Raw genomic sequence first — 20,948 nt, 5'->3', positions numbered from 1 at the left:
TTTCAGGCATCGGTACCACCGTTATTAGAATCAACGCTCAGCTCCCACCGGATTTGGCTCAGCAACAAGTTAACCCACTAGCCCTGCCAGGCTTCAGCCTGCCGACAGGCCAGAACGGCCTGTTCCGTCTTAGCGGACAGTCAGTCGATACGACTTCTATCTCCCAAGCGACCGGCACCCCGCAAAGCTGGACAATGGGCGGCGCCAGCATATCGCTGGCTCAGCGTGAGCAATCTGTTCCTGATGCACAGCCTGGCATCATTCAACTCGGTGCTGTCGGACAGATCGACAGCGCCACTCGCCAGCTTGCGCTAACGACACGGCAGGCTGCCGGTGTGAGTGCCAATGCATCGACCTTCGACACCAGTGCTCCGGGTTTTTCGAACGCTGGTGGATTCATCTTACCGGGTCACAGCTCAGACGCCGCTGGCGTAACCTTGGTCGATACAGTTGCCGGAGTGACAGCGAGCAATCAGGGCAACGGCGCTCTATTGCCTGTTCAAAGTAACGGCTCGTCGACCGCAGTGCCGTTGATTACCGTAGCCTCATCCAGTGGTGGCACGATCCAGAATCCTGGGGCGGTGCAGGGCGGCGCGATCACCTCGGTTACACAGGTCATCGGTACGTCAGTAGCCAGTCAGATCCCGACTTCCGCCAGACCGTCAGTGATCGCTCAAGCCAATCAGGTGACCAGCGCAGCGCAGCCGGTTGTTGTCTCTCAGAGCAACGCTATCAGCCCTGTCGCAGGTGCCGCCTCGCAAACGGTCGCGAAGGTTCAGGGGCTGCCAAACAGCACATTCGTCTCCAAGCCTCAGAAATACCTGATCGAAACCAACCCGGTACTGACTGAACTCAAGCAGTTCATGAGTTCGGATTACCTGCTTGCAGGTCTCGGCTACGACCCGGAAGTCAGTGCCAAACGTCTGGGCGACGGTCTTTACGAGCAGCGGCTTGTGCAACAAGCGGTGGTCGCTCGTACCGGTCAGGCGTTCATTCAGGGACAGACCTCCAACGAAGCGCAGTTCAAGTACCTGATGAACAACGCTATCGCGAGCAAGCAACAACTGAACCTTGCCGTCGGCGTATCGCTGAGTTCGCAGCAGGTTGCCGCGCTGACCCACGACATCGTGTGGCTCGAAGAGCATGAAGTGAATGGCGAAAAGGTCCTGGTTCCGGTGCTGTACCTGGCCCAGGCGGATAACCGTCTGGGGCCAACCGGTGCATTGATCGCCGGTAACGACGTCTCGCTGATCGCTGGCCAGAACCTCGATAACGTAGGCACATTGCTTGCCAGCAACAACCTCTCCGCGGTCGCGGGCAACAACCTTGTCAATGCCGGTTTGATAGAGGCGGGCAATCGCCTGGATTTGCTGGCAGGCAACGATCTGATCAACACGGCAGGCGGCATCATCAAAGGCCGTGATGTGTCCTTGACCTCGCTCAATGGCGACGTGATCAACGAGCGCAGCATCACGTCGATGGACAACGATGTCCGTGGACAGCGACACAGCGAGTTCGCCGACAGCGCGGCGCGCATCGAAGCTGCCAACGACATGAGCATTTCGGCTGGCCGTGACTTCATCAACCGTGGCAGCGTTCTGGAAAGCGGGCGTGATCTGAATATCGTTGCCGGACGTGATTTGAGTATCGGCACGACGGAAGTCAATAACAGCCTGTTCTTCGACAAAAACCACAACAGTAGCGACATCACCCAGCTGGGCTCTACTGTCACTGCTGGACGTGATCTGGGCGCCAAGGCTGGCCGCGATATCTCCCTGATTGCCAGCGACATCGATGCCAAGCGCGACATCGCAATGGCTGCCACGGCAAACATGACCATCAGCTCTGCGGCAGACGAAGAGCACTCCCTGTCCAAGAGCAAGAAACTGACCCGTCAGGAAGATCACGTCAGCCAGATCGCCACCGACCTCAACGCTGGCGGCAGCGTGGCCCTGCAAGCCGGTCAGAACCTTGCCGTGATCTCCAGCCGGATTACAGCAGGTCAGGAAGCGTACCTGGTGGCGGGTGAAAACCTCGACATCCTCGCAGCGCAGGACAGTGACTACTCGCTGTACGAAAAAAAGAAAAAGGGCTCGTTTGGCGCCAAGAGCTTCAAGCGCGACGAAGTGACCGATGTGAAGAACATCGGAAGTGAAATCACGACCGGCGGTGATCTGGTTCTGGCGAGTGGTGGCGATCAGAAGTATCAGGTGGCGAAGCTGGAGAGCGGGAAAGACCTGACTATTCAAAGCGGCGGGGCGGTGACCTTTGAGGGCGTTAAAGACTCCCACGACGAAAGTCATACTAAGAGCAAAAGCAGTTCAGTCTGGTTCTCGTCGAAAGGTAAGGGCAGAACTGACGAAACTCTGCGCCAGAGCGAGCTAAGCGCTCAGGGCCAGGTAGTCATCAATGCGGTCGAAGGTCTTAAGATCGATGTCAAACAGGTTGACCAGCAAAGTGTCAGCCAGAGCATCGACGCCATGGTCAAGGCTGATCCGCAATTGGTTTGGCTTAAAGAGGCCGAAAAACGTGGCGATGTGGACTGGCATCAGGTCAAGGAAATCCACGAAAGTTTCAAGTACAACAACTCCGGCCTCGGCCCGGCTGCCCAGATCGCCATCGCTATCCTGATGGCTGCGGTGATGGGGCCGGCCGGGTTGGGCCTGACCGGTATGGGCGGCGCACTCGCGACCAGCGTAGCGACCAACGCTGCGACCAGTGCGATCAATAACAAGGGCGATCTGGGTGCCGTTCTGAAGGACATAACGTCTTCGGAGAGTCTCAAAGGTTATGCCGTTTCAGGAGCCCTTGCAGGTTTTGCACCTATTGATCCGAAAAGTATCGGTCTGGATCTAGCCGGCCTGGGTACCGTTGCAGACAAGGTATTCACAGAGGCCTTGATTAAGACAGCGATCATGGGTGGCAGCTTCAAGGACAACCTTGGAGCCTCTGCTTTAAGCGTTGGTATCAGTGTTGCCGGAGCCAAGGCGGCGGGCGAGATCGGCGACTTTACAAAGTACTCTGGTACGTTCACCAAAGTAGCAATGCACGCTGCACTCGGTGGCTTGATGTCGGAGGCCATGGGCGGCGATTTCCGGACAGGAGCCCTTGCAGCCGGTGCGAACGAAATGCTGGTCGATTATCTCGCCGAAAGTCTCCTGCCAACCGGTGTCGATAGAGGTAGCAAAGCCTCTGAAGCAGGTGTTAGCAAGCTTTTGACAGCTTCCCAGTTGATTGGCGTGCTGACAGCCATGGCGACGGGAGGGGACGCCTCGGCTGCTGCTGCTGTCACAGCTAACGGCACGCAGTACAACAACCTTGACCACCCATCTGCCCAGCGTCTGCTCGATGAACTGCAAGGATGCCGCGCGACGGAAGGCTGCTCAGCGCAAAACATACGTTCGATCATAGCTGATTATGAAAAGCTGTCGACTGAGCGCTCCATGGCGATCAACTCATGCGAAACCCGGGGGTGCGTCGACTCTATTCAGAAGAGCGCTGTGTCCCTTACGGAGCCTGTTGCTAAAGACTTGCTGGATTTCCTCAGGCGCAACGTTTCTTACGACATGGCTGGCCTGCTGAACGGTAACCCTGGTTCTGTTTCGGTTCCTTCACAAGGTGTCGACGGGTGGGGTGCATTGTTTACTTCGGATAAGCAGATGGCTTATGCGAAGAATCTCAAGGAGGGGTGGCTGACACCGGATGAAATGGCCGGGCTTGACCAATGGGTCAAGGAAACCAGTTGGGTTGATGTTCAACTGCGCCGGAAGCCAGACGTTCAGGAACGTGCTACTTTTATTACCGAGTTTCAGATGGCCGCAGCTATGGCCTTGCTAGGCAAAGGGCCAGGTCCAAAAGGTGCCTTGCCAGGAGGCCAAACTGTCGCTCAGTTTGAGAAAAGTTTATCTAGCTTGCCCCCGGGAGAACGAGTAGCTCAGATCAAGAGCGCAGCTGCTAGTGTGACGGTAGCTAATGGGCTAGTGAAAAACAATAAGCTATCTAAACTAAATGGGCGTGATGTATATGATTCAAATGATGGGAATCTATATGCCATGGATACCCAGCACGGGCGTTTTGAGGTTATCAATCCTAAAAATGGCAAGCACCTAGGGGAGGTCAATTTTGAGTTCAAACAAACAAAACCAGCCGATAATACTGGCGGCCATGATCTGAAGATAAAATGACAGGAGATCAAAGTGAGATTGGTTGACTACAAAAATTGTTCTTTTGCTCGTGGAAATATATTTAGAGCTCCTGGGAAATACCCATATGAAGAGTCGGTTGACTTTATGATTTTCGAGAGCCAAATCGAAGAGAGGCCATATGGGTTAATTGTAACTTCCGGCTACAAAGCTGGATTGATACTGGTTAATCTGCCTAGAGAAAGCTCTTCCGTGGATGGTGGTCTCGATAAGGAATGGGTAGTGTCTAACTGGGAGAAATGGATCTATCCTGATTGTGATGTTTCGGATGTTTATTTTATTGATAGGTATGAGTCTGTACGGTGATTTGAAGGTGCAAAAGCATCTGGCCATATCGACAACCCTCCAGTGAAGAATGGATGGAAGGTTGGGGGTGATGTTTATAATCAAACGGCTAAAGGCAATGATCCTTCTTGGTCTGCTTTTCGTTCTAGTTTTTTGAAAAATGAGGCTGCTCCAGACGCCGCAAATACTTATGTCTGCTAGCCGAAGCCATGGGAGGAGACTTTCGTGCGGGGGCTTTTGTAGGCGGTGCGAATGAGTTTTGGTAGGGCTCCTCGGGGATAAGCTACTCCCTTCAAACCTCGTCAAGGGAACACGAGAGTACGAGCAGGCCCAAGCGAATCTTTTAGCGCTATCGCAAATTGTCGCGGTCCTGGGCGCTACGGCCGGTAATTCGGATGCTCAAGTCGCTGCTGCTGTAGCGGCAAACGCCACCCAATACAACTGGCTATTACACTCTGAGATCCGGGCGGCTGATGAGGCTCGGGCTGCATGTGGAAAAATGGGTGGGAACGTTGAAGCCTGTCAAGCTAATATCACTCGTGGGATGGATGAGCTTGACAAAGCAAGAGACTATGAGCTGGAAGAGCGCAAACGCCTTATTCAACTCCAGTCTTTTAAAGACGGCGGGTGGAGCCTAGGTGAATACAACAAGGCACTTTTTGATGACTATTTTGCCCTCAAGGGCGTAGATCCCAACCAGGTAACATTTAACGGATATGCTCCCGCAAAAACATTGGGTTACATGCTTTCCGAGCGCGGCATCGGCAGTATTAACGAAGCGATACAATGGCCAGGCAAGATTGTTGATTCTTTAGCAGGCCTTGCTCAACCCATTAATACAGCTGTCGGCGCGGCCCAAGACATATGGTCAGCGGCAAATTCGGGGGGGAATGGGCAACCAGTCCGATCCCTGCGCAGGGGCTTGAGCGCTTGGGTGACCAGCTACTGGCACAGTCTGACCAGCAGGCAGGCGCACTGATCTTCGATGTAGCCACCGGGTTGATTACCTCCGTCAGCGGAGGTATTGTCACCAAGTGGATTGGAGGCAGATGGGTAACGGCTGCAGCCAACGATAAAAACCTTACGACATCTTTTGTTGATGCTGACGCAGGTCCAAAAGGATCGACAAGTGTCCCGGTATGGGCTAGCTCTGAGGGACCTTATAGCGGAAAGCCTGTTGGTGGCTATCCTGATACGGTGCCTGCTACTTGGCAGATTGCAGATGATGTTGGAGGTGTTGGTAGCGGGTTAGATCCAAAAGGTAGTACGTTGGGTTTGGTTCCTGGAGACGCAGGAGTTGTGGGGACAGGTAAAACTGCAGCTAAGGATGCAAATTTCGACGGCCCAAAAAATACCTCAAGTGAAATTGATCAACAAAAACTTGAGTTGCTCACAAGTCATCCGAACGCACATTCACTGGGTGTTCACGGTGGTAACGTTACTGACGGAGACCTGATGGTCAGGGCAAAGACCGGTGTAAAACCGGACGGCGCTATAGGTCCATCGGTTCCGCCATTGTCCTCCGCCTTCCATTCTGACGATTTGTTGGTTCAAGCTGATCAGTTCGTCCGAAACAACGCTTTGCAAAAAGCGATAGCTCGTAATCCTGGCAGCGATACAGTTAGAGTCACGGCTGATGATGTTGGTGATGTCGGGGCTGACCTTGGTAGAGGGTTTAAGAGGATTTGGTCAAGCGGTAATACAGCTAAAAATTTAGAAGTTCTAGGCGCTCCTGCTAAAGTAAGCAATTTACGCAGCGTAGAAGGTGTTTATCAATTTAATCCTGGCAAAAATGTTTGGGAAACTATCACTATTTTTCCAGCGCCGTTGCCAAAATAGAGGGGATATTATAATGTATGAAAATATTCGCTATATGCTAAAGACTATATTTTCTGCAGACTTTGGTTTTCAGGAGGAAGCTGCTAAAAATATATACCTAAGAGGCTTGATATCAAGTGGAAAGCTGGATGAGATGAAAGCTGAGCTGGCTGCAGCGTTTGAAGATAAGAGTGTGCGTTGGAGAGAAATGCTTTTGAATGATGATTATGAAGTCCAAGACTTCGATACTGAAGAGGAATCAATAGCGTATGTAAAAAGAGTGCTTTGGGATCCGTTGAACCCTTAGAGCGTTCTTGGCGGTGCAAAAGGGCTTGGAAGTAAGGTCGATGACTTACTGCCAAACCTCAATGCCCGGGTACTTACTGAGACTGAGGCAAGAGCCTTGGGTGGTGAAAATAAAGGTCTCATTTATGTCGCGGAAGGCCCAAAAGGAAAGCCTGCGGCGCAGGACTTTCAGGCGGGTGCCAATGGCGCGTTTACTGATTTAGCGACAGGTAAAGGAGGGGCGGCGGCGCTGCGTTATGCCAACCCTAATGAAAAAGGCGTCAATTTTGTTAAGTTTGACGGTATTGAGGCGGCAGTTGATGGTTCGTCTGTAAGCGCTCCATAAACCCCACCTTGCTAAAGGTAGGTAAAGCGTTTAGCTGTGAAGTCGAGGTTCGCAGTTCCACGCCAGCAAGGCTTCGTAATCCTCTACCGATGTCGCCGTTGGCAAACGTTCAAGTGCGTGGCGCAGCCACGCATAGGGCTCCTGGCTGTTGGCTTTGGCAGTCTCGACCAAGCTGTACAGTTGAGCACTGGCCGTGGCGCCCTTGGGCGTGTCGCTAAACAGCCAGTTCTTTCTTCCGATCACGAAGGGGCGGATCGCGCGTTCAGCAGCGTTATTGTCGAGCGGCAGGTAGNGCTGCGTCTTTTCGATCCAGCTTTTCAACTGAGCCAGTATCGGCAGGCTATGTTCGTGACGGCCGATTTTACGATCAGCGTCGCTGCTGGCCTTCAAGTCGCGTTCGATCCCATACAGCTTGTTGATCAGGTTCAGCGCGATATCGGCACGCCCCGTTTTACCTTTGGGCTGCACTTTCTGTGCTTCAACAAACTTGCGTCGCGCATGCGCCCAGCAGCCTAAACGCTCGACTCCAGTTTGGGCGCCCAAGGCGTTGTAACCGGCGTAATCATCGGTCATCACGTAACCGCGATAACCATTGAGCAGGCGCGTAGGCACCTCCTGCGCCCGGCTGGTCGAGTAGTCGAAAAGGATCACCGGCTGATTCAGCGGCCCGCCGGTTTGCACCCACATCCAGGATTGACTGCTCGGTTCTGGATCTGGTTCTTTCAGCACTTGCACTCGCGTTTCGTCGCAGTGGATGACGCGGCTTTCCAGTAGCCGGTCGCGCATCAAATTCAGCAAGGGTTGCAGGTGTTCGCCGCACTGGATAACCCCGCGCGCCAAGGTCTGGCGTGGGATATCGATACCGTGGCGACCCAACACTTTTTCGACGCGATGCAATGGCAGGCCATCGACGTATTTGGTCGTCAGCAACATCGCCAGAACGCTGGGGCTGGCCATACTTTTTTCAATCAGTTGAGCAGGCTTGTCCGCGGTGACGGGTGCCGTTTCGCAGTGGCGGCAGCCATAGATTTTACGAACATGCTTGATGACCCGGATCTGCATCGGCACGATCTCAAGCTGCTCGCTGACTTCCTCGCCGATGGCGTGTTTGACCTTCTAAAAGCGGCATCACGTTTTGGGCGATCAAAACTACGCGATCTGAGATCGCAGAAGCATTGGGGGAACGGGTTTCGCGAGGTGCATCAAGACGCCAAAGCAACAGTCTACGCAACGGTTGAAGAAACCCTAGTGAAACTTTGAAGCAAGGCTACGCACGTCCTTAATTTGGATGGTAGTATTAACATTAAAAAGACAGACGCTGCATTTGGAAGGACTATAAAATGACATGCATGAATGATGTGAAGAAAATAATCTCTGCTCTTATTTCAAAAAATAAGATAGATTTTTGCCACGACGACTGGAGTGCTAACTATAGGCAAGACTGGGATGAGGAACTTTCAAAGGATTTGCGCCTTGCTTTTGATGATGTTGAAAAATTGATTGCTGGGGTAGAAAACAATGATGATGTTTTGAGTTTAGGGGCGCTCACTATGGCTCGCATTAGATTTTTAATGCTTTCAGATCACTTTTTAAATATTCATGAGGACTTAGAAAAAATGCTTGTGATCTACAGGGATAAGAATATTGAAATTCCTGAGGATTATAAGTACTGATTGGAGGTTTTGGTCTGGCGGTCAGGCGCTTATGATTGGAGAAAAATATTAAAGCTCTCGTTTTTGTTGGGGGAATAGCGTTGTTGTCGCTTGTTGAGGAAAACGAAAAGTACCGGGTCGAACACGTCAATCCTGATATCCGGTTCGACCAGCGCAGCCATGCCGTCAATGGATTTTCTAAAGTCAACGGTCTTGGGGTAGAGGTACACTTTCTCGACTTGAGCGTTGAGTCGCATCATGGTAGATGGGCTTCTGAAAAAATCGGGAATCCAGCTTCCGGCATTAGCTTAGCGTTTTGATNCCTTCCTATACTCCTCCCGCCCCTGGCCCGTCTCCCGAGTCAATCGAATCTCGATCCCCTTGGGATTATTCTCCCGATTACCATCAAGCGTGTGCCAGTCATTGTCCGCCCTCCAGATCCGTGTCTGCATATCCACGATACTCCCAAGCACCGCAACCCCTTCCTTGGGCGCAGGCAGTGGATATCGATCACTCGGCAGGCCCATGGCCCGATAGAGCGTTCCGTCTTTCAGCCACCAGCGCACGCGTTGCAGGCCTTCGCCCGATACGGCGGCACTGCGAATCACGTCCAGACGGAACTCACCCGTGTCAGCGGCACGCACACTGACTGCTGCCGGGGCCTGAGATCGGTCGTTCTGATCGCCGTCCAGGTCCGGTTCCTGCATTTCGATGCTGGCGCGCAGGGCCATGTCGCGCTCCAGCTGATTGAAGGCTCGCAATAAGGACTCGGTCTGTTCGGTGTTTTCACGCAGTCGGGCGTCGGTGCGGGTCACGCTGTCCAGGCCGCGCCAAGCGATCAGGCTGACGATGGACATCAGCAGAATCGCGACCATCACTTCGAGCAGGGTAAAGCCACGCTGATGTTTGTTCATGGCGTACTGACCACGTTCAACTGACCCAAGGCCGAACGCTCTACGCCCAGCGTGTGTTCGCCATCGGAGAGGCGGAAGTGCAGCACCGGCGTGATCCATTCGGCGTTCAGGACGACGGATTGGCGAGGCTGGATCTGCACGCGCATGGACGGGGTTTCCCAGTTGCGCGGATGCAGGTGCGGGTCGTCTGTGAAGTGATCAAAACCGTTGCCTTCTGCGTTGCGGCGCTGGAAAACGAAGCCTTTGCCATCGGCCAGCCAGGTGATCGGGCGGCCGTCGGCGCGGGCCTCGGCCTGGGCGATCTGCAGCAGTTGCGCCAGTCGTTGGCTGTCCTTGCGCAGCAGTGCGTCGGCATCGGGTTTGATGCTCAGGCTGACGGCGGCACTGGCAATGCCGATGATGACCAGCACGACCATCAGTTCGATCAAGGTGAAGCCCTGTTGCCTGTCCATGGTCATGAAGCCGGGGTCCTTGGTTGAGCCGCTATACCGACGCGCAGTCTGATGTAGACTCTGGTTCCAGACGAACAGGAGGTTCAGTCATGGCAGTTGCTTTTGGTGTATCGGCTCCGCGATTGTTGCAGTCAGCGGCCTTGCTTGCGGCGCTGGCAGGCGTGGTGGTCTGGTCTTCGTTATTGATGACATCGGCTCAATCGTCCGCGCCTGTGCAGACGAGCGTAACCCAGGAAGGCGGTTCCGCCAGCCCGGCAAGCCAATGGTTTGCCAATCAGCCTTCGCAAGTGCAGATCAGTGTGTCCGGTGTCATGGCAGGCGCGCGAGGTGCGGTGGCGGTTATCCGGCTCAATGATGGTCCGGCGCGCAGCGTGATGGCGGGCGAGCGACTGGCGAGGGATGTGCGTCTGGTCGCGATAGAAGCTGACGGCGTGGTGATCGAGCGCGGATCGGAGCAGACCCGAATCAAGGTCAGCACGCTCTCCGAGGTCCCCGGGCTGCCGGACCTGATACGCCGCTGAATAGCTCACTGCGGCTTGACCCAGGGGCGGCCCAGTATCGTTTCCAGACGCGCCAGTGGCGGCCCTTGTCGCCCACGTTCCGACACCCTCACATTCACGAGCATCATCGTGCTTCCGGCCATGGCGCTCAGGGTCTGATCGCAGCGCAGCAGCAGACGTCCCTGATCACAATCGAGGGTTTTCACACCAGCCTTGAGCTGTCCTTCCAGACGTAATTCCGCGAGTCGGTTCTGCGCGGCCAGCAGGGCGATTGATCGGTCACGCAGCAGGCCATTGCTTTGCGTCATCCCACCTGCAACACGCACCGCTGCCGACATGGACACAGCGATAATTGCCAGCGCGACGAGCACCTCGACCAGGGTGAATCCACGTTCCTTGTGTGTCTGTTCCATGGTGCCTCCTGGCGGAATACAGGGGCGCAGAATAGCACTGGTCCAGCGTTCTGATGCGAACGCAAATCACTGAATATTTCCCTCGTCCCGTTTTATAGTTTTGTTACACTGCGGCGCTGATAAGGATTATCAAGGGAAGTAGATATGGAAGTCGCGCGCGTCACGCAGCGGCCTGCAGGCCATCGCGCCCAGGCTGGTTTTACCCTGATCGAAATCATGGTTGTGGTCGTTATTCTAGGTATTCTGGCGGCCATCGTGGTCCCCAAAGTGCTTGACCGCCCCGATCAGGCCCGCGCTACGGCAGCCAGGCAGGGTATCGGCGGTTTGATGCAGGCGCTCAAGCTTTACCGCCTCGATCACGGCAGTTATCCCACTCAGAATCAGGGCCTCAAGGTGCTCGTCGAGCGCCCGGCCAATGTCAGTAAAAGCAACTGGCGCTCCTACCTTGAACGACTGCCCAGTGACCCGTGGGGTCGCCCCTACAATTACCTGAATCCTGGCGTCAACGGCGAGGTGGACATTTTCTCCCTCGGTGCCGATGGCCAGCCGGACGGTGACGGCGTGAATGCCGATATCGGCTCCTGGCAGCTTTAAGCGCTGCCATGAAAAACGTCTTCTTCACTATGTCCCGACAGCGTGGCTCGGCGATCATCAGCGCGTTGCTGATCGCTGCAATCGTGGCGGTGATTGCGGCAGGTATGCTCACTCGTCAGGGCGTGCTGACTCGCAGCCTTGAAGCCGAGCAATCGCGTGTGCAGGGCAGCCAGCAGTTGTTGGGCGGGCTTGAGATCAGTCGCCAACTGCTGTGGGACTCGCGTCAGCAGGACGCTTCGACGCGCCTTGATCAGCCGTGGGCCAGACCGATCATCATCGACGCGTCGAATGCCGAGCCGGGTGAGTTCGAAGGGCAATTGCAGGATCAGCAAGGCAAGTTCAATCTGCGCAACCTGCTGACCAACCAACAGGCGGATATCGGGCAGCAGCGCAGCTTCGAGCGCTTGTGCGAACTGATCGGCATCGATGCCGCACTGGCCCAGCGCATCATTCAGCGGGTCATCGCGTCCTATCCAAGGCTGCTTTCCACGTCGATGTCGACGGGCTCGGCGGGCAGTTTCGACAGTGGTCGAGTGACTTCGCCCGGCACCGCGCAAACGCTTCTGCCAGCCACCCAGCCGATGCTGCGCAGCCTCGAAGACCTGCGTGGCATGGCCGGACTCACCGAAGCCTCGCTAACGCGTCTCGACTACTACGTGAGTGTCCTGCCGAGCAACACCTGGGTGAACGGCAACACGGCCAGCGCCGAGGTTTTGGCGGCGGTCATTCCCGGCCTGTCGTTGTCCAGAGCGCAGGCGGTGGTGTCCGAGCGCGACAGGGGTGTGTGGTTCGTCAACCGGGGCGACCTGATCAACCGGCTGCGGGTACCCAAATTGACGGTCGACAACCTCAATGTCGGCGTCACCAGTGAGTGGTTCATGTTGCGCGGGCAGGCGCGTCCCCAGCAGCGTCAAGTCAGAATCCAGGCCTTGCTGCATCGCGTTGGCGACACGCTGCCACGGGTCATCTGGTCACGGGTGGGCATATGAGCCGCTTGCGCATCGCTTTGCCGCCCCTGACTGAGTTGGCCCGGGAGACGACGGTGGCATTCGCGCGCCTGGACCGTGCAGGCCGTGTCACCGAAAGCGGACACAGCACCTTGTCAGCCCTAGCCACAGGGCAGAAGACGTCGGGCGTTGAGTGCTACCTGCACCCGCTGGACAGCGTTCTGACTGTAATCGATCTTCCGCCGTTGAGCGGGTCGCGTCTCAAGGCTGCCGTCATCTGCGCCGCACAAGGATTGATGCTCGGAAACAGCGATCAGATGCACATCGCCCACAGCGCCCGGGACGCGCAAGGTCATGTGCAGGTCGGCTGGCTGCCAAAAGAGTCGCTGGATCGGCTAACCGGGTTATTGAGTCAGATGCGCCTGCCATTGCGTGGGCTGTATCCGGCGCCGTTCGGTCTGCCGGTTCCTGTAGCAGGGCAGATCAGCGCAGGTCTGCTGGAAGAGCACTGGTTGCTGCGTCACGGTCTGGATCACGCCGTGGTGCAGCCTTGCACTGAAGATCGGCTCGATGAGCGGCTCGTTTCGGGTGGCGAGCTTTGCTGGATTGGCCATGACGGAGCAGCTGATGCGCAGACCTTGTCGGCCGAGCAGGCGTTGAGTGGCGTCGCGCCCGGCTGGAGTCTGCATGCGGGGCTTGTCCGTACAGCCAGCCAAGCGTCCAGTTGGACATCCGCGCTGGTCTGTTGCGTGCTGGCGGTCGCCGTATGGACGTTGGGGCTGAACCTCTATGCCGCTCGCGAGGCTGCGCAAGGGCAGGCGCTCAAGGCCGGTATGAGTCAGCGCGTGAAGCAGGCTTTTCCAGAACTGCCGGTGATTCTCAACCCCTTGCAGCAAGCCCGTCAGCAGTTGGCCGCACGCCAAGGCGGTGCCGGAAGTGATCCCGGTCAGCGTTTCACTCAGCTGATGCAACAGGCCGCCGAGGGCATGCCCTTCATGGCTGGCAGCGTGCAAAGCCTGATGTTCTCCGGGGATAAATTACAGTTGCAGATGCTGGATGAGACACCTCAGATGCCCGTTGACAGTACCTGGCAGGATTCACTGAAACAGGTGGGGTTGAGTGTCAGTCGCCAGGAGCGCTTATGGACGCTGAGCCCGTTGGCTGAGTCCACTTCGGCCGAGAGCGACGAAGCTCAGGGCGATGATCATGAGTAGAGCCACGCTGAACCTTGCGAAAGCGCGCTGGCGATTCTGGCGTACCCGTGCAGCGACAGGCTGGTCTGGCCTGACGCGACGGGAAAGGCAGCTGGTGACCGGCGCTGCTTGGGTGCTGTCGGGTCTGGTGGTGTGGCTGCTGTTGATTCAGCCGCCGTTGCAGAAAATCGCTTACTGGCAGGCCGAGACGCCCAAACTGCGTACTCAGAAACAAACCCTCGAAACGTTGCTGCAGCAACTGCCGGCTCCGTCCGCGCAAGTGTCAGGGCAGGGCCTGGAGCAGGCGTTGCGCAACAGTCTGGAAGCCGCCGGGCTGGAGCAGGTCTATCGGTTGCAGGCTGATACCGAAACAGGTGATTCGACCTGGCAACTGACGTTCAATCAGGCTCCGGCCGATGGCGTCATGCAGTGGTTGCTGGAGCAGCCGCAACAGTTTTCGCTTTACGTTACCGAAGCCCGACTGCAACGCGCAGACGGGGCTTCCGCACAAGCCTCGGCAGGTCACTTGTCGGGGATCGTTCGCATGGATCAGGCGCCCGGCGCCAGCAAGGAAGCTTTATGAAGTGGTCAGGCTTCAATGATGTGCGCCCGTGTCGCAAGGCGTTGCCTTTCGTGCTGCTGGCGCTGAGTGCATGCACCCACTCGACACCACCCCCGCCAATGGACAGCGAACTGGGCCAGCCCTTGGCCAACACGCAGCGCAGTGGTGACGTCTTGCTCGATCGCCAGCGTGCGCAGGCCAGCGTGCCAAGTCAGCCCAGGGTGCAACATCCGATCAGCACGCCACGCAGGCAGAACGGCGGCCATAGTCCTGCCGCAGCGCGCAGCATGCTGGGCAATCAACCGGTACAACTCAATTTTGTCGACGCTGATATTCAGGCCGTCGTGCGTGCGCTGTCTCGCTCTACCGGCCAGCAGTTTCTGGTCGATCCGCGTGTCACCGGCACCCTGACCCTGGTCAGCGAAGGTCAGGTGCCTGCCGTTCAGGCTTACGAGATGCTGCTGTCCGCGCTGCGCATGCAGGGTTTCAGCGTTGTCGATGTTGGCGGTGTCGCGCATGTGGTGCCCGAGGCGGATGCCAAACTGCTGGGCGGGCCGATCTACAGCCCTGACAAACCGGCCGGCAATGGCATGCTGACCCGCACCTTTCGGCTTCAGTACGAAAACGCGGTCAACCTGATTCCGGTCCTGCGGCCCATCGTATCGCCGAACAACCCGATCAATGCCTATCCCGGCAACAACACCATTGTGGTGACCGATTACGCGGAAAACCTGACCCGCGTGGCGCAGATCATCGACGGCATCGACACGCCCAGCGCTATCGATACCGACGTGGTGTCGGTTCGCAACGGCATTGCCGTGGACATCGCCGGGATGGTCAGTGAGCTGCTGGACACCCAAGGCGGCGACCCGACCCAGAAGATCAGCGTGATCGGCGATCCGCGCTCCAACGCCATCATCATCCGTGCTGGCAGCCCCGAGCGTACCGAGCTGGCGCGCAATCTGATCTACAAACTGGATAACGCCCAGAGCAATCCCAGCAACCTGCATGTGGTCTATCTGCGCAATGCCCAGGCGGGCAAACTGGCCCAGGCGTTGCGCGGTCTGTTGACGGGCGAGAGCGACAGCGGCGCGACCGACACTGCGCGGGCGATGCTCAGCGGGATGGGCGGGACGAGCAACAAGAACGAAGGGCAGGGCGCCACCAGCACCTCCAATGGCAGTGGCTCGGCAAGTGGCACAGGCAGCAACGGTTACAGTCAGGCTGGCGGCGCGACAGCGAATGCGGGAGTCAGCGGTCAGCAGGGCGATCAGAGCACGGCGTTCACCGCAGGCGGGGTGACCATTCAGGCGGATGCGACCACCAACACCCTGCTGATCTCGGCGCCGGAACCCTTGTACCGCAACCTGCGTGAGGTGATCGACCAACTGGACCAGCGACGTGCCCAGGTGGTGATTGAAAGCCTGATCGTCGAAGTCAGTGAGGACGATGCCAACGAATTCGGCGTGCAATGGCAGACCGGCAACCTGAGTGGCAGCGGTGTGTTCGGGGGTGCCAATCTGGGCGGCAGTGGATTGGTCAGTAACCCGGCCGGCGGCACGACCATCGATGTGCTGCCTCCGGGGTTGAACGTCGGCGTGGTGAAAGGCGCAGTGACCATTCCGGGCATCGGCGAGGTGCTGGACCTCAAAGTGCTGGCGCGGGCGCTGAAGAGCAAAGGCGGCAGCAACGTGCTGTCCACGCCGAACCTGCTGACACTCGACAACGAAGCCGCGAGCATTTTCGTCGGCCAGACGATTCCGTTCGTCACTGGCAGCTACGTGACCGGCGGAGGCGGCACCAGCAACAACCCGTTCCAGACCGTGGAGCGCGAGGAAGTGGGTCTGAAGCTCAATGTGCGGCCGCAGATTTCCGAAGGCGGTACTGTCAAGCTGGACATCTATCAGGAAGTCAGCAGCGTCGATCAGCGTGCGTCGGTCGACGCCGGAACCGTGACCAACAAGCGCGCCATCGACACCAGCATTCTGCTCGATGACGGGCAGATCATGGTTCTGGGCGGACTGCTTCAGGATGGCTACAACCAGAGCAATGACGCTGTGCCCTGGCTGTCGAACATTCCGGTATTGGGCGTGCTGTTTCGCAATGACCGGCGTCAGATGACCAAAACCAACCTGATGGTGTTCCTGCGGCCTTACATCATTCGTGACAGCGGCGCGGGGCGCAGCATCACGCTCAATCGCTACGAATACATGCGCCGGGCTCAGGGCAGCCTGCAGCCGGAACGCAACTGGGCGTTGCCGGACATGCAAGGACCGCAACTGCCGCCAGCGGCGAAAGCGATTCCCGAATCGGTGCCCGCGCCAGGACAGATGCCACGGGCGACGATTCGCGCCGTGCCAGTCCCCGCACCATGACCGGGCTGCCTTACGCGTGGGCCAAGGCGCAGCGCATTCTGTTGCGGCGCAGTGAGCAGGGGGCGGTGCTGGTCATGTGCCAGTCGACGCCCGGCTGGGCCATCAACGAGGCTCGCCGACAGTTCGGGCCGGCCACTCTGGAACGTGTCGACGACGCACAGATGGACGGGCTGCTGGCAGCCGCTTACGCCGACACGGGCAGTGCTGCTGCGGTGGTCGGTGCGGCCGAGAGCGAGGCAGATCTGGACCGCCTGATGCAGGACATCCCGGAAATCACTGACCTGCTGGATGCGCAGGACGGCGCGCCGGTGATCCGCATGATCAACGCGCTGTTCACTCAGGCGGCGCGGGACGAGGCCAGCGACATTCACATCGAACCCTACGAAAGCCATTCCGTGGTGCGCTACCGCGTGGACGGCACGCTGCGTGACGTGGTGTCGCCACGCAAGGCGCTGCATGGCTCGCTGGTGTCGCGGATCAAGATCATGGCGCAACTGGACATCGCCGAGAAACGTCTGCCGCAGGATGGACGAATCGCGTTGCGGGTGGCCGGACGACCGATCGACATTCGTGTCTCCACGGTGCCCACCGGCCACGGCGAGCGCGTGGTGATGCGTTTGCTGGACAAGCAGGCCGGACGCCTGCAACTGGAAACCCTGGGCATGGACCCGGACCTGCTCGCCAGGCTCGATCACCTGATTCGTCAGCCCCATGGGATCGTGCTGGTCACAGGGCCCACCGGCAGCGGCAAGACCACCAGTCTCTATGCCGCGCTGGCACGACTGGACGCCAGCACCAGCAACATTCTGACCGTCGAGGATCCGGTGGAGTACGACCTGCCGGGTATCAGCCAGATTCAGGTCAACACCCGCATCGACATGACCTTTGCTCTTGCTCTACGCGCCATCCTGCGTCAGGACCCGGACATCATCATGATCGGTGAGATTCGCGATCTGGAAACCGCACAGATCGCTGTGCAGGCCTCGCTGACCGGACACTTGGTGCTGGCGACGCTGCACACCAACGATTCGGTGTCGGCGGTCAACCGGCTGATCGACATGGGGGTCGAGCCGTTCCTGCTCGCTTCGTCGCTGCTGGGCGTGCTTGCCCAGCGTCTCGTGCGTCGTCTGTGCCCGCACTGCAAGCAGGAAGACCCGGCCGTGCCTGGCACCTGGCGTCCGGTGGGCTGTGCGGTCTGTAATCAGATCGGCTACAGCGGTCGTACCGGTATTCACGAACTGTTCTGTGTCGACGACGCTGTTCGCAGCCTGATTCACAGCGGTGCCGACGAACAGGCTTTGCGCGCGGCTGCACGCCATGCCGGGATGTTGAGCATGCGCGAGGATGGCGCTCGCTGGGTGCGCAGTGGCACCACGGCGCCTGAAGAAATTCTGCGCGTGACACGGGACGTCTGATGAATCGCTATCGCTACGAAGCCGCCAATGCACAGGGCAGAATCGAATCCGGGCATCTGGAGGCCGACAGCCGCAACGCCGCCTTCGGCGTTCTGCGCAGCCGTGGGCTGACGGCGTTGCAGGTCGAGCCGGAAACGGTCCGGGCGGGCAGTGGAGGGCGCGGACTGTTCAGCGCCAGGCTTTCGGACACTGACCTGGCGTCGGTAACGCGGCAACTGGCAAGCCTGCTGGGTGCTGGACTGCCGCTGGATGAAGCGTTGACTGCCACGCTGGAGCAGGCCGAGCGCAAGCACATCATCCAGACCCTTGGCGCGGTGCGCAGCGATGTGCGCAGCGGCATGCGTCTGGCCGAAGCCCTGGCTGCTCGCCCCGGTGATTTTCCGGACATTTACCGAGCGTTGATTGCAGCCGGTGAAGAGTCCGGCGATCTGGCGCATGTCATGGAACGTCTGGCGGATTACATCGAAGAGCGCAACGGCCTGCGTAGCAAGATCCTGACGGCGTTCATCTATCCCGGTGTCGTAGGGCTGGTGTCGATTGCCATCGTGATTTTTCTGCTCAGTTACGTGGTGCCACAGGTGGTCAGCGCCTTTTCACAGGCACGGCAGGATCTGCCGGGTCTCACGCTGGCCATGCTCAACGCCAGTGATTTCATTCGTGGCTGGGGCTGGTTGTGCCTGCTAGGTCTGACGATCGGCGTCTGGAGCTGGCGGATTTACCTGCGCAATCCCGCAGCGCGCCTGAGCTGGCACGCACGTGTGCTGCGTTTGCCATTGATCGGTCGCTTCGTGCTGGGTCTCAACACCGCGCGCTTCGCCTCGACCCTGGCGATTCTCGGCGGCGCTGGTGTGCCCTTGCTGCGCGCGCTGGATGCGGCGCGTCAGACCCTGTCCAATGACCGTCTCAGCGAGAGCGTTACCGAGGCCACCGCCAGGGTGCGCGAAGGCGTGAATCTGGCCGCAGCCCTGCGTGTCGAGAAGGTCTTTCCGCCGTTGCTCATCCACCTCATTGCCAGCGGCGAGAAAACCGGCGCGTTGCCGCCGATGCTGGAGCGTGCCGCGCAGACCCTGTCGCGTGACATCGAGCGTCGCGCCATGGGCATGACCGCATTGCTCGAGCCGCTGATGATCGTGGTGATGGGCGGTGTGGTGCTGGTGATCGTGCTGGCAGTGCTGCTGCCGATCATCGAGATCAATCAACTGGTCGGTTGATTCGCCATGCAAAAGGCCCTCGATCAAGAGGGCCTTCTGTTCAACAGGTCAAACGTCAGCGTCAGATTTTGCCTGCGCCAGCCTTGGCCTTGACGTCCGCAGCCACCTTGTCGGCGCTCAGCGGGCTGTAGCTGTAAGGCGGGGTCCAGCCGATGCTGGTGCTCCACGGGCAGCTCAGGGCTGTGCCGTTCAGGCGCGAGCCGCTGTCACGGTAGGTGCTTCCGCCGTAGTCGGCGGCAATCTTGTCGCAGCCGCTGATGCCGCTGATTTCGAAGGCGTTCTGCTCGGAGAAAATCTTCGAACTCTTGCCCATGCCATGCGCGTAGGTGAAGGGGTAGATTTTGTGGCTGGTGCTGCCCACGTGGTAGTTGTTGTACAGGTGCACCTGGCCGAAGCGCACACGCGGTGCGCGAGCGGAGATGTTTTCGAACAGCGTGTTGTGGATCGTGACCTTGAGCTTGCCATCGTCGGTGGTCTTGCTGTCGCTCGAACCGATCAGGTTGTTCTTCTCGTGGTTCTTGAAGATCGAATACGAAATGGTCACGTAGTTGGCGCCGTTCTTCACGTCCATGGCACCGTCGTGATGCTGCTTGGGACGACCGTTGGCAGTGCCGTTCTGATCATCGGTGCGGCGGCCGTCGGTAAAGGTTACGTGGTCGACCCACACGTTGTTGGCACCTTCGACGGTCAGGCTGTCGTACTCTGAGTTCCAGTTGCCCGCGCTGCCGTCATCGGCGTCCCAGATCGGCTCCGGATCCCACGGGTTCTCGATGGTCAGGTTGCGGATGATCACATCGTTTTCCTTGGCGTAGAAGAAACCCTCACGGATTTCCGCGCTGCTGCTGGTGCCCACGATGGTGGTCTTGCCGGGGATGTCCAGACGGCCCCGGACTTTCATGTCCGAGGTCTTGGTGTACGCCTTGCCTTCGCTGACATCGATCAGGCCGGTGATCTTGATGATGCGGCCGTTGCTGCCCACCGAGGCGGCCAGCGCGCTTTTCAGTTCAGCAGCGTTCTTGACGGTGAAGATGTCCTTCGCAGCAGCCCGTGAGCCGCCTTTGGTGCCGCCGTTCTGGGTGGCCCAGCCGGTGGTGGCTACATCGGTTGCGATATCGGCATGAGCAGAAAGACTGACGAGCATCAGCGAACCGAAGAGACCGCTGGCGAGTTTGATTGGCAGATTTTTTCGAGACTTAACCATTTAATCTGATCCTTGATTAATTTGAGGTACAACCCGCAGTAGGCAACTGCGTGTCTCACCAGCAAACGTCCATTTGCTATTACCGTCGCGCAAACAATCCGTTTGCTGCGACGTGAATATACGGGATAAGAAAACCGTTTATGAAGGTTGTATGATGACAATCTTAGTAAAAGAGAATATTTGCTATTTACGTGCTTGATCGCTTCGAGCCAATGACGGGGTCGCCAAGAGAGAGCGACTGCGCTACTGATATTTTCTGGGATTAATCGCTTCTAAATCAGACTATTGGATTTTTTGGGTTCTGGCGTTGTGGTCGATAAAGTTCTGGGCTATCGGCGTTTCGATGTATGACGTCAGGTTAGGCCGGCGCATTGATTGCCGTTTAAAACATGTGTAATAACGCGGGGTTGTGCGGGTTTGATCAGTCAGCGATCTGGAAGCGCCAACTTTCCAACAAGCACTTGATCATGAGTTGAATATTCGTTCGGTAGTTGCCTGAAGGCGCGTTCTGGCAAACTATGAATGGACTGATATAAATGCGCCGAATGACGGCCATGCTGTTCTGCCAAGTGCAAAACATGGG

General features: G+C 57.6%; 20 protein-coding genes and 2 pseudogenes. 16 read left to right on the top strand and 6 right to left on the bottom strand.

Annotated elements, in window-relative coordinates:
* Positions 1 to 35: 35 nt before the first annotated feature.
* The 6 genes and pseudogenes from AO065_RS27980 to AO065_RS26930 form a co-directional block, all read left to right on the top strand.
* Positions 36 to 4,184 (top strand): annotated as a pseudogene (locus AO065_RS27980) (DUF637 domain-containing protein); the annotation flags it as partial.
* Positions 4,185 to 4,196: 12 nt separating this feature from the next.
* Positions 4,197 to 4,508, top strand: coding sequence for an Imm45 family immunity protein (gene imm45, locus AO065_RS26420; RefSeq protein WP_004881990.1), 312 nt, complete (start codon positions 4,197 to 4,199; stop codon positions 4,506 to 4,508).
* A 478-nt stretch (positions 4,509 to 4,986) separates the two neighbouring features.
* A complete protein-coding gene (locus tag AO065_RS26940; protein WP_155500398.1) occupies positions 4,987 to 5,466 on the top strand; it encodes a hypothetical protein in 480 nt (159 codons plus the stop codon).
* The gene (locus AO065_RS26935; protein ID WP_155500397.1) at positions 5,418 to 6,326 is read left to right on the top strand and encodes a hypothetical protein; all 909 of its coding nucleotides are present in this window, start codon (positions 5,418 to 5,420) and stop codon (positions 6,324 to 6,326) included. The genes AO065_RS26940 and AO065_RS26935 overlap by 49 nt, the downstream gene beginning before the upstream one ends.
* A gap of 13 nt (positions 6,327 to 6,339) precedes the next feature.
* Positions 6,340 to 6,612, top strand: coding sequence for a hypothetical protein (locus AO065_RS02500; protein ID WP_004881994.1), 273 nt, complete (start codon positions 6,340 to 6,342; stop codon positions 6,610 to 6,612).
* A 96-nt stretch (positions 6,613 to 6,708) separates the two neighbouring features.
* On the top strand, positions 6,709 to 6,936 hold the full coding sequence (locus tag AO065_RS26930) for a hypothetical protein (protein ID WP_134672681.1): 228 nt from the start codon (positions 6,709 to 6,711) through the stop codon (positions 6,934 to 6,936).
* A gap of 30 nt (positions 6,937 to 6,966) precedes the next feature.
* Here AO065_RS26930 and tnpC read toward each other — a convergent pair.
* Positions 6,967 to 8,046, bottom strand: a pseudogene (tnpC, locus tag AO065_RS02495) (IS66 family transposase); the annotation flags it as partial.
* Here tnpC and AO065_RS26925 point away from each other — a divergent pair.
* Positions 7,975 to 8,196, top strand: a complete 222-nt coding sequence (locus AO065_RS26925) for a hypothetical protein (protein ID WP_032650880.1) — start codon at positions 7,975 to 7,977, stop codon at positions 8,194 to 8,196. The pseudogene tnpC and the gene AO065_RS26925 sit on opposite strands and share 72 nt — an antisense overlap.
* Before the next feature lie 89 nt (positions 8,197 to 8,285).
* Positions 8,286 to 8,609, top strand: coding sequence for a hypothetical protein (locus AO065_RS02490; protein WP_155500396.1), 324 nt, complete (start codon positions 8,286 to 8,288; stop codon positions 8,607 to 8,609).
* 29 nt (positions 8,610 to 8,638) lie between these two features.
* Here the strand turns inward: AO065_RS02490 and AO065_RS27370 are convergent, their stop codons facing one another.
* The 3 genes from AO065_RS27370 to AO065_RS02475 form a co-directional block, all read right to left on the bottom strand.
* The gene (locus AO065_RS27370) at positions 8,639 to 8,770 is read right to left on the bottom strand and encodes a hypothetical protein (RefSeq protein ID WP_231991864.1); all 132 of its coding nucleotides are present in this window, start codon (positions 8,768 to 8,770) and stop codon (positions 8,639 to 8,641) included.
* Between the two features lie 126 nt (positions 8,771 to 8,896).
* Positions 8,897 to 9,502, bottom strand: a complete 606-nt coding sequence (locus tag AO065_RS02480) for a prepilin-type N-terminal cleavage/methylation domain-containing protein (RefSeq protein ID WP_063921057.1) — start codon at positions 9,500 to 9,502, stop codon at positions 8,897 to 8,899.
* Positions 9,499 to 9,960 (bottom strand): GspH/FimT family pseudopilin, encoded by a 462-nt coding sequence (locus AO065_RS02475; RefSeq protein WP_004882004.1) that lies wholly within the window; start codon positions 9,958 to 9,960, stop codon positions 9,499 to 9,501. The genes AO065_RS02480 and AO065_RS02475 overlap by 4 nt, the downstream gene beginning before the upstream one ends.
* 83 nt (positions 9,961 to 10,043) lie before the next feature.
* Between AO065_RS02475 and AO065_RS02470 the strand changes: the two genes are divergently transcribed.
* Positions 10,044 to 10,475, top strand: a complete 432-nt coding sequence (locus AO065_RS02470; protein WP_004882006.1) for a type II secretion system protein N — start codon at positions 10,044 to 10,046, stop codon at positions 10,473 to 10,475.
* Positions 10,476 to 10,480: 5 nt separating this feature from the next.
* On the opposite strand, the gene gspI is transcribed toward AO065_RS02470, so the two are convergent.
* Positions 10,481 to 10,867, bottom strand: a complete 387-nt coding sequence (gene gspI / locus AO065_RS02465) for a type II secretion system minor pseudopilin GspI (RefSeq protein WP_004882007.1) — start codon at positions 10,865 to 10,867, stop codon at positions 10,481 to 10,483.
* A 144-nt stretch (positions 10,868 to 11,011) separates the two neighbouring features.
* On the opposite strand from gspI, the gene gspG reads away from it, so the two are divergent.
* From gspG to gspF, 7 genes are read left to right on the top strand one after another with little or no spacing between them, the layout of a single operon-like run.
* Entirely contained in the window at positions 11,012 to 11,461 is a 450-nt protein-coding gene (gspG, locus tag AO065_RS02460) for a type II secretion system major pseudopilin GspG (RefSeq protein WP_004882009.1), read from the top strand.
* An 8-nt stretch (positions 11,462 to 11,469) separates the two neighbouring features.
* Complete coding sequence (gene gspK, locus AO065_RS02455; RefSeq protein WP_032650883.1) at positions 11,470 to 12,450, top strand: type II secretion system minor pseudopilin GspK; 981 nt, start codon at positions 11,470 to 11,472, stop codon at positions 12,448 to 12,450.
* Complete coding sequence (gene gspL / locus AO065_RS02450; protein WP_004882013.1) at positions 12,447 to 13,622, top strand: type II secretion system protein GspL; 1,176 nt, start codon at positions 12,447 to 12,449, stop codon at positions 13,620 to 13,622. Before gspK ends, gspL begins: the two co-directional genes overlap by 4 nt.
* Positions 13,615 to 14,184 (top strand): type II secretion system protein GspM, encoded by a 570-nt coding sequence (gspM, locus tag AO065_RS02445; protein ID WP_032650884.1) that lies wholly within the window; start codon positions 13,615 to 13,617, stop codon positions 14,182 to 14,184. The genes gspL and gspM overlap by 8 nt, the downstream gene beginning before the upstream one ends.
* The gene (gspD, locus tag AO065_RS02440; protein ID WP_004882016.1) at positions 14,181 to 16,538 is read left to right on the top strand and encodes a type II secretion system secretin GspD; all 2,358 of its coding nucleotides are present in this window, start codon (positions 14,181 to 14,183) and stop codon (positions 16,536 to 16,538) included. The genes gspM and gspD overlap by 4 nt, the downstream gene beginning before the upstream one ends.
* Positions 16,535 to 17,953 carry a type II secretion system ATPase GspE gene (gene gspE / locus AO065_RS02435; RefSeq protein ID WP_004882019.1) on the top strand — a complete coding sequence of 473 codons (1,419 nt, stop codon included), beginning with the start codon at positions 16,535 to 16,537 and terminating at the stop codon, positions 17,951 to 17,953. The genes gspD and gspE overlap by 4 nt, the downstream gene beginning before the upstream one ends.
* Positions 17,953 to 19,164, top strand: coding sequence for a type II secretion system inner membrane protein GspF (gene gspF, locus AO065_RS02430; protein WP_004882020.1), 1,212 nt, complete (start codon positions 17,953 to 17,955; stop codon positions 19,162 to 19,164). Before gspE ends, gspF begins: the two co-directional genes overlap by 1 nt.
* A 61-nt stretch (positions 19,165 to 19,225) precedes the next feature.
* Here the strand turns inward: gspF and AO065_RS02425 are convergent, their stop codons facing one another.
* Positions 19,226 to 20,365, bottom strand: coding sequence for a pectate lyase family protein (locus AO065_RS02425; protein ID WP_004882024.1), 1,140 nt, complete (start codon positions 20,363 to 20,365; stop codon positions 19,226 to 19,228).
* Positions 20,366 to 20,948 lie beyond the last annotated feature (583 nt).

It is taken from the genome of Pseudomonas viridiflava, assembly GCF_001642795.1.
Lineage (GTDB): Bacteria > Pseudomonadota > Gammaproteobacteria > Pseudomonadales > Pseudomonadaceae > Aquipseudomonas > Aquipseudomonas viridiflava.
The sequence above is the reverse complement of the archived record's forward strand: the minus strand, read 5'-3'. Positions and strand labels throughout refer to the sequence as shown.

What these genes read in the sequence shown, in the direction of transcription:
- AO065_RS26940 (WP_155500398.1), top strand. Translation starts at nt 4,987, where the DNA reads ATGGGTGGGAACGTTGAAGCCTGTCAAGCTAATATCACTCGTGGGATG.
- AO065_RS02500 (WP_004881994.1), top strand. Translation starts at nt 6,340, where the DNA reads ATGTATGAAAATATTCGCTATATGCTAAAGACTATATTTTCTGCAGAC.
- AO065_RS26925 (WP_032650880.1), top strand. Translation starts at nt 7,975, where the DNA reads ATGCTTGATGACCCGGATCTGCATCGGCACGATCTCAAGCTGCTCGCT.
- AO065_RS02490 (WP_155500396.1), top strand. Translation starts at nt 8,286, where the DNA reads ATGAATGATGTGAAGAAAATAATCTCTGCTCTTATTTCAAAAAATAAG.
- AO065_RS27370 (WP_231991864.1), bottom strand. Translation starts at nt 8,770, where the DNA reads ATGGCTGCGCTGGTCGAACCGGATATCAGGATTGACGTGTTCGACCCG.
- AO065_RS02475 (WP_004882004.1), bottom strand. Translation starts at nt 9,960, where the DNA reads ATGACCATGGACAGGCAACAGGGCTTCACCTTGATCGAACTGATGGTC.
- AO065_RS02470 (WP_004882006.1), top strand. Translation starts at nt 10,044, where the DNA reads ATGGCAGTTGCTTTTGGTGTATCGGCTCCGCGATTGTTGCAGTCAGCG.
- gspI (WP_004882007.1), bottom strand. Translation starts at nt 10,867, where the DNA reads ATGGAACAGACACACAAGGAACGTGGATTCACCCTGGTCGAGGTGCTC.
- gspG (WP_004882009.1), top strand. Translation starts at nt 11,012, where the DNA reads ATGGAAGTCGCGCGCGTCACGCAGCGGCCTGCAGGCCATCGCGCCCAG.
- gspK (WP_032650883.1), top strand. Translation starts at nt 11,470, where the DNA reads ATGAAAAACGTCTTCTTCACTATGTCCCGACAGCGTGGCTCGGCGATC.
- gspL (WP_004882013.1), top strand. Translation starts at nt 12,447, where the DNA reads ATGAGCCGCTTGCGCATCGCTTTGCCGCCCCTGACTGAGTTGGCCCGG.
- gspM (WP_032650884.1), top strand. Translation starts at nt 13,615, where the DNA reads ATGAGTAGAGCCACGCTGAACCTTGCGAAAGCGCGCTGGCGATTCTGG.
- gspD (WP_004882016.1), top strand. Translation starts at nt 14,181, where the DNA reads ATGAAGTGGTCAGGCTTCAATGATGTGCGCCCGTGTCGCAAGGCGTTG.
- gspE (WP_004882019.1), top strand. Translation starts at nt 16,535, where the DNA reads ATGACCGGGCTGCCTTACGCGTGGGCCAAGGCGCAGCGCATTCTGTTG.
- gspF (WP_004882020.1), top strand. Translation starts at nt 17,953, where the DNA reads ATGAATCGCTATCGCTACGAAGCCGCCAATGCACAGGGCAGAATCGAA.
- AO065_RS02425 (WP_004882024.1), bottom strand. Translation starts at nt 20,365, where the DNA reads ATGGTTAAGTCTCGAAAAAATCTGCCAATCAAACTCGCCAGCGGTCTC.